The 7,570-nt window shown below is 31.5% G+C and carries 8 protein-coding genes; all 8 read left to right on the forward strand.

All coding sequences use genetic code 11. The annotated features are described in order from the left end of the window. The first annotated feature begins 183 nt into the window (after positions 1–183). On the forward strand, positions 184–1,440 hold the full coding sequence (locus OS191_RS06425; RefSeq protein WP_267154902.1) for a hypothetical protein: 1,257 nt from the start codon (positions 184–186) through the stop codon (positions 1,438–1,440). 180 nt (positions 1,441–1,620) lie between these two features. Next, a complete protein-coding gene (locus tag OS191_RS06430) occupies positions 1,621–2,448 on the forward strand; it encodes a hypothetical protein (RefSeq protein WP_267154903.1) in 828 nt (275 codons plus the stop codon). Between the two features lie 178 nt (positions 2,449–2,626). Beyond that, positions 2,627–3,280, forward strand: a complete 654-nt coding sequence (locus OS191_RS06435) for an endonuclease III domain-containing protein (RefSeq protein WP_267154904.1) — start codon at positions 2,627–2,629, stop codon at positions 3,278–3,280. A gap of 12 nt (positions 3,281–3,292) precedes the next feature. Beyond that, positions 3,293–3,820, forward strand: a complete 528-nt coding sequence (locus OS191_RS06440) for a GNAT family N-acetyltransferase (RefSeq protein ID WP_267154905.1) — start codon at positions 3,293–3,295, stop codon at positions 3,818–3,820. A 151-nt stretch (positions 3,821–3,971) separates the two neighbouring features. Then, the gene (locus OS191_RS06445; RefSeq protein WP_267154906.1) at positions 3,972–4,874 is read left to right on the forward strand and encodes a BRCT domain-containing protein; all 903 of its coding nucleotides are present in this window, start codon (positions 3,972–3,974) and stop codon (positions 4,872–4,874) included. A 550-nt stretch (positions 4,875–5,424) separates the two neighbouring features. Beyond that, entirely contained in the window at positions 5,425–6,081 is a 657-nt protein-coding gene (locus tag OS191_RS06450; protein ID WP_267154907.1) for a hypothetical protein, read from the forward strand. Positions 6,082–6,181: 100 nt separating this feature from the next. Then, positions 6,182–6,703 carry a helix-turn-helix domain-containing protein gene (locus tag OS191_RS06455; protein ID WP_267154908.1) on the forward strand — a complete coding sequence of 174 codons (522 nt, stop codon included), beginning with the start codon at positions 6,182–6,184 and terminating at the stop codon, positions 6,701–6,703. Further along, complete coding sequence (locus OS191_RS06460) at positions 6,700–7,536, forward strand: IS3 family transposase (RefSeq protein WP_267154909.1); 837 nt, start codon at positions 6,700–6,702, stop codon at positions 7,534–7,536. The genes OS191_RS06455 and OS191_RS06460 overlap by 4 nt, the downstream gene beginning before the upstream one ends. The last annotated feature ends 34 nt before the right edge of the window (positions 7,537–7,570 follow it).

Genomic DNA, 7,570 nt, shown 5'->3' on the forward strand with positions numbered 1-7,570 from the left:
CACAAAACAGAATTATTAAGCGTACAAAAAAGCACTAAAAGCCAACACTGTATATAAAAAATGCGTAGTTTAGTGCTAAATCAAAGGAAAGTGCGTGTTTGCTTTCATCCGATTTTCGTTCCGAAAATCCGCTGACACAAACACGCACTTTTCATATACAAACACGTTGGCAATAATTAAAAAATGAAACTAAACAAAGAACAATTACTAAAAATTAATGAGATAAATAATTTCATAATTGATTATTGCGAATACTTTGAAGACAATGAAGAAGAGTTGATTTTTTCAGAAGAAAGAATAGAAGAGATTATTGATGAAGAGGAAGATATCGAAACAATCGACTTTGGTTTTCCTGGAGAAGAAGAATATACTTCTATTGAACCAACAGAACTAATAGCATTTGAAAGTGAAATCAAGTCTATAAAAATCATAAATAATGGTTTAATAAAGACTAATTTGAGAAGCTACTACATAGTTGCGCTTACCGATTCAGAAGATGACTATCGATTAAGAACATATCACGAAATCGGAATGAGCTCTTTGGATGGTATAAAGGTTAATCTGGTAGAGCAATCAATAATAGTTGGTTTGGTTGCTACCAAACTGAAAGAATACGATAGAAACGAATATTGGGGAACAGCGAATCAATATTTAGCTCTTGAAGTGATTTATGATAGTGTAGATAAAAAACTCAATAACTCAAATGAATTAGACTTAATTAATTCATACATATTTGAAGTAGCTGATTCTAGTGGGTTTGCATTGAACTTTTCCGAGATAAGGAATCCTATTGACGATTATTATAGTTACGATGAAGAGGAAGAAGAAAATTCATCTAGTGGTCTTAGAGAATTAGAGCCATATAATGAAGGTATGAATCTATTTGTTTCAGCAGTTCAAATTAAAGACCCTGAGCTAAAATTTTTAAATTTTTATAAAGTTTTAGAGCATTTTTCACCAATCGCAGTAAATATTGAAGCCAATGAATTGATGAGAAAAAAACTTGACGCACCTAAAAGTTCTTTTGAAGATGGAGACTATATCAGGTCTATATTTGAATTGGCAAATTCAATGCGAGATAAGTTTAATGATGAAGATTTGATTAAAGCCTCATTTAATACTTGCTTTGATATCGTTAGCTTATTTAAAAAGCTTCCGGAATCCATAAAAAAGAAAATAAGAAAACATATAGGAGCAACTGAATTAACTTATTCAACAGACAAACAAAAAATTACCACGTCTTGTAATATTGCTAGTAAAATAATTTACAAAACAAGGAACAAAGTTGTACACGCTAAATCTAATTTCACACTAACAGGAGAAGAAATAACCTCTTTAGAATTTGATGAACTAAACAATTTTATGAAAGAAGCGAGTTCTCAAGCTATACGATGGTATTCTAGACAGCCGAATCATTTAAAACTTGAAATAATAAAATAACTATTGCCAACACCGTATATAATTTATTGCTGGCTTCTTGCCTACTTACGAAAGTCCTCGCGGACTTTCTTGGTCGGTAATTATTTACTAAATTAGGTGCTTAAACACGCAACAAACCATATACAAACACGTTAGCTGTAAACAGAACAAACCACAAACAGAAAGACAAAGACAAATTATATGGGTTATTGGAGTGATGTACATATTGCAATGCAAGAAAGAGAAGACGAAGCTCACCTTGCACCTAAATTAGGGATTGACTATACTGAACTATGTCAATTAGACTATGAAATTGAAACTGACGAAAGTGACGAAGGTTTAATATATAATTACAGAATTGTTTTTAACCAAAATAATCCTAAATCCATTTTAGATAAGATTAAAGGTTTAGATAAAAATCTCAATGTATATCTTGACCCTTGGGAATTTGATGATGAACACGAATACGATTATGAATTTGAAGCAATAACTGAAAATAACGATTATTCTAAAAGCTTTTATAAAGAAATCGAAAATATAGAATCGTTGTTGACTTTAGATGTAAAAACACCTAATATTAAACAAACTCTTTATCGTCAAATATACATTTCAATTATAAGCACGCTTGAAACTTATTTATCAAGTTCCTTTATCAATAGAACATTTGATTCGGAAGAAAACCTTCAACGATTTATTTGTACACATCCAGAGTTCAAAAATCGAAAATTTGAACTTAGTGAAATATTTGAAAAATATGATGAAATTGAAAATATAGCCCAAAAAGTAATGTTGGATACAATTTATCACAACTTACCAATAGTAGGTAATATGTATAGAGACACATTTAAAATTACTTTTCCTAATTTTTCTGAAATTTATAAAGGTGTGCTTACTCGTCACGATTTGGTTCATAGAAATGGATTTACAAAAGACGGAAACCCAGTTGAATTAGATAAAGGAACAATAAATGAACTAATTAATAACGTAAAGAATTTTGTTCGAAAATTAGTAACTGAACTTGAAAAATAGAAAATGTCTACAGCTAACAACGTGTATAATTCATTGCTAGTTATAGCCTACTTACGAAAGTCCTCGCGGACTTTCTATCTGTGATTTATTTGCTAAATTAGTTGCTGAAACACGCAACGAAATCATACACAAACACGTTACCTGCAAGCTGAAAAACACCAAAAACATAATCGAAAAAATGGCAAAAAAGAAAATTGAAAAAGTTTACGAGAAATTAAGCAACGAGTACGAAATATTTGCCGAAAACGATAATGAATGGGAAAAAAACGGACTTAACAGTACGGATTTTAAAAGTTTGGTCTCTGTAATGCTTTCAACAATGACACACACAAAACGGGTAATCCGAGCGTGCAATGCCCTATATGATAAAGCTACAACACCAAAAGAAATATTGGATTTGTCAGATGACGAACTTACCGAGTTGATTAAACCTGTGGCACATTATAATCGAAAGACAAAACATTTAAAAGAAATGTGCCAACAGTTAATTGACAATCACAACGGAGAAGTACCACGAACGGAAAAAGAACTTTTGGAACTACAAGGTGTGGGACGGAAGTGTACAGATATAATGATGAATTTTAATTTTGGTGGAGACACCATTGCAGTTGACACACACGTACACAGAGTTTTGAACCGACTTGGAATAGTGGAAACTAAATCCAATGAAGATACCGCTGACGAAATAAACAGACTTACACCAAAAAAATATAAAAAACACGCTCACGAGTGGCTAATACAGCACGGAATGAACATCTGCATATCAAGAAAACCGAAATGCGAAGAATGTATCGCTTCCAGTTTATGTGACTATTATGAAAAAGAATTTTAAACTAAACAATAAGTGAAAATTAGAAAAGTAAATATCCAAGACATTGAAAACCTAAAGGAAATCGGGAAATTGACTTTTGCCGAGACATTTTCTTCCGATAACAGCGAAGAAGATATGCAGAAATATTTGGAAGAAGGATTTTCGACCGAAAAACTGAAAACTGAACTGACAGACGAAAACGCTGAATTCTATTTTGCGGAACTTGACGACAATGTGATTGGGTATTTAAAAGTGAATTTCGGACAATCACAAACAGAAATAAAGGATAAAAACGCACTCGAAATTGAACGGATTTACGTGCTAAAGGAATTTCACGGAAAAAAAGTCGGACAAATTCTTTACAACAAAGCGATTGAATTGGCGAAAGAAAAAAACGTAGAATATGTTTGGTTAGGCGTTTGGGAGCAAAACCCAAGAGCAATCAGATTTTATGAAAAAAATGGATTTGTAGCATTTGACAAACATATTTTCCAATTGGGAAATGATGAACAGACAGACATAATGATGAAACTAAAACTGAAGAAAAAAGCCAGCAGGTAACAACGTGTATAATTAATTGCTTTGGTCGTTGCTTATTTGGAAAATTCCTTCGGAATTTTCTCGCGTTCGTTTTTGTTTACTAAATTAGTTGCTTAAACACGCAACTAACCATACACAAACACGTTGCCAATAATTTGAAAAAACATCATCGATGAGCGAATTAAGTCAAAAAGAATTAGAAGTTTTTACTTCAAAAGCAAGAGCTGATAAAGCAATCAACTCATTGAAAGGAATATTACTTGGAATAAATTTAGACGAACAAGTAAACGAAAAAGAAATCAACGAACTCAAAAAATGGGCTGAAAATCATCGGAGTTTAATAAACAGAAATCCTTTCAAGGAATTTATGACAATTATTAACGAAACGGTTTCAAACAATATTCCTGCGACAGAAACAATAGAAGATTTATTTTGGTTGTGCCAGAAATACGAAAATGACAATTACTACTATAATGCTGTAACGACTGATTTACAAACTTTGCAGGGAATTTGTCACGGAATTTTGGCAGACGGAATAATAAATGAAAAAGAAGTTCGTGACCTTGAAAAATGGCTTGAGCAAAATACGCATTTAAGTACTTACTATCCTTACGATGAAATTAGGAGTTTAATGCTATCAATCGTGTCAGATGGAATAATTGAGGAAGAGGAAATTTTGATTTTAAAAGCATATTTAAATCAATTTGTAAATATCGAAAACAAAGAGATAGCTAAACAAATTGACCAAGATACTGCTGATATAAATATTTCAGGACATTGTACGAGCGACCCTAATATTGATTTTGACGGAAAAACTTTTTGCGTAACAGGAGTTTTAAAAAGTGGAAATCGGTCGGAATTAGAAAAACTGATTTCTGATTTGGGCGGAATACCGACAAGAACAGTTACTAAAAAAACTGACTATCTAATTGTTGGAGATAATGGAAATCCAGCTTGGGCTTTTGCTTGTTATGGACGGAAAGTGGAAAAAGCATTGGAAATGAGAAAAAGCGGACATCAAATCTGTTTAGTACACGAATTTGACTTTATGGACGCAGTAGAAGATTTGAAATAAAAAACTATTGGCAACACCGTGTATAATTAATGGCTAGTTCCAGCTTACTTACGAAAATCCTCGCGGATTTTCTATTCGGTTTGTATTTGCTAAATTAGTTGCTTAAACACGCCACTAATCATACACAATCACGTTGCAAGTAATAGCGGAAAACACTCAAACGCAAACAATTCGCAAATAAAATAAATCTGATTTTTAACAAATATTACGCTGAATTTACTCTACCGATTTTCTACTCAAACGGAATTTCTTACTCGAACGGAATCTCACTCAAACGGTATTTCCACTCAAACAGAATTTTCACTCAAACGGAATATCTACTCAAACGGAATTTCTTACTCAAACGGAATTGGAAAAAGTTAGCAGATTAAAGATAAATAAAAGTAATCGGAACAAAAAAACTACTACTTGCAACACCGTATAAAAAAAATTGCTATTTTGTGCTTAATTAAAGTGTGTTGCATTTTTGCTTGCTTCTGATTTTCCTACGGAAAATCCTCGCCCACAAAAACGCAACTTTCTTTATACAAAAACGTTACCTGCAAGCTGAATGAACAACACGCTAAAAAAAATAACACCATTTCTGATTTTATCAATATCGTCTATAATTTATGCGATATTCATTGTAATTAAGGAAAGAAATTTAGGTTGGGGATTTTTTATGGTTTTAACCTTAATTGTTGGTGGAATTATACTTTTTGCAATTGACTTTGGACTAAAAAAATGGTTAAAGAATTATAAGAAGATATTTCTAACTCAATTAGCTTTAGCTTTATTAGTAATTCTGTTTTATGGCTATAAGTTCAATCGGACAAAAACACTCATTATACCAACAGAATTTGAAAAAAGTTATGTAACAATAATTTATGGAGTTGAAAACTCGAAAGATTTGTCAATATCAGCTTTGACTTGGAATAAAAAAATAGAAATCCCAAAAAGCGGAATTTTATTAACGTCTTCGGATTTTAATGAGAATTTGCGAGAAACTGACATAAAAATGAACTCTGGAATTTATCTAAACTCTGACCAAACCGACAAAGGATTTGTTCGAATGACAGAATCTGAATTCGAATCAAACGGAAAGAATTATAAGTTTAGAACTTGGAAAATACAAGACGGATTTTGTTGTAGTTTTTCGACAAAAGAAAAGGAAAATTATAAAACTGAATTGAAAAACGAATTTGAAAAAATAAAAGCCAGCAGGTAACAACGTATATAATTTATTGCTTGGTTCTAACCTACTTACGAAAATCCTCACGGATTTTGAACTGCACCCAAAAAGTTAGACACTATTTAAGTGTATTTTTATGGGAAGAAAAGTCAAGTACAATTACGATTTCAAACTTCGCTGTGTAAAGCAAGTTTTAAATCATCATCAAACAGTAGAAGCTGTTTCAAAATTAAATGGTTGTCATCATACAACACTTCATGATTGGATTCGTTTTTATGAAAAATATGGCAAAAAAGCTTTGTTGCCAAGAAAAAACAAAGTCTATAGTTTACCTTTCAAAATAAAAGTATTGGAAGCTATCAACAAAGATTCACTATCCTTTAGCCAAGCTTGTTTGGAGTTCAATATCCCTACTAAATCTGTAATTATGAATTGGCAGAAGAATTACAAAAAGCTGGGTACCGAAGGCTTAAACCATAAAACTAGAGGAAAACCAAAAGCGATGGAATTTAAAAAGACAAAAAAGAAATCCAATAAACCTTTAACCAGAGAAGAGGAACTTCTATTGGAAAATGAATCCTTACGGGCAGAACTGGACTTGCTAAAAAAGTTTCAGGCCTTAATTCAAGAAGAGCAAAGCAAAAAGCGCAAGCCATAACAGAATTAAGGCATAAGTATGATTTAGAACTATTACTAAAACATACTAATATGGCAAGAAGCAGTTACTATTACCACCGAAAAAGAAATAATTTAAGCGATAAATATAAAGAGATAAAGCAATTAATTAGCAAGATTTACCATCGGCATAAAGGCAGGTATGGCTATAGAAGAATTACTCTAGAGATTAATAAAAAAGGTTTTATAATCAATCACAAAACCATATCTAAGTTAATGCGTCAATTAGGCTTAAAAAGCCTTATAAGAGCTAAAAGATATCAATCTTATAAAGGACAAATAGGTGAAACAGCTCCCAATATTTTACAACGTAATTTTAAGGCTATAAAACCAAATAGAAAATGGGCTACCGACATTACCGAATTTAAAGTCTTTGGGGACAAACTATATCTATCGCCTATAATTGATTTATTCAATGGTGAAATAATAAGTTATGAGCTATCTGAAAAACCAAACTTTAAACAAGTCGTTACGATGTTAAAAAAGTCTTTTATAAAGATACCTAATCAAGCAAACTTAATCTTGCATTCTGATCAAGGATGGCAATATCAAATGAAACAGTATCAAAGTCTATTAAAAGAAAAGGGAATTACTCAAAGTATGTCTCGAAAAGGGAATTGTTTAGACAATGCAGTAATAGAAAACTTCTTTGGTATTTTAAAATCTGAATTATTTTATCTAAATAAATATAAGTCTATAACACAATTGAAGCGTGATATAAAAGAGTATATAAAGTATTATAATAATGAAAGAATTAAACTAAATTTAAAAGGTCTGAGCCCGACCGAATATCGAGCTCATTATTATCAAAATTAATTATAAATTTGTCTAAGCTTTTGGGTTCACTCTA

The organism is Xanthomarina sp. F2636L (assembly GCF_026410195.1).
Classification (GTDB): Bacteria; Bacteroidota; Bacteroidia; order Flavobacteriales; family Flavobacteriaceae; genus Xanthomarina.

Excerpts from the sequence above, each read along its gene's own strand:
- OS191_RS06435 (WP_267154904.1), top strand. The coding sequence starts at position 2,627 with ATGGCAAAAAAGAAAATTGAAAAAGTTTACGAGAAATTAAGCAACGAG.
- OS191_RS06450 (WP_267154907.1), top strand. The coding sequence starts at position 5,425 with ATGAACAACACGCTAAAAAAAATAACACCATTTCTGATTTTATCAATA.
- OS191_RS06430 (WP_267154903.1), top strand. The coding sequence starts at position 1,621 with ATGGGTTATTGGAGTGATGTACATATTGCAATGCAAGAAAGAGAAGAC.
- OS191_RS06455 (WP_267154908.1), top strand. The coding sequence starts at position 6,182 with ATGGGAAGAAAAGTCAAGTACAATTACGATTTCAAACTTCGCTGTGTA.
- OS191_RS06425 (WP_267154902.1), top strand. The coding sequence starts at position 184 with ATGAAACTAAACAAAGAACAATTACTAAAAATTAATGAGATAAATAAT.
- OS191_RS06445 (WP_267154906.1), top strand. The coding sequence starts at position 3,972 with ATGAGCGAATTAAGTCAAAAAGAATTAGAAGTTTTTACTTCAAAAGCA.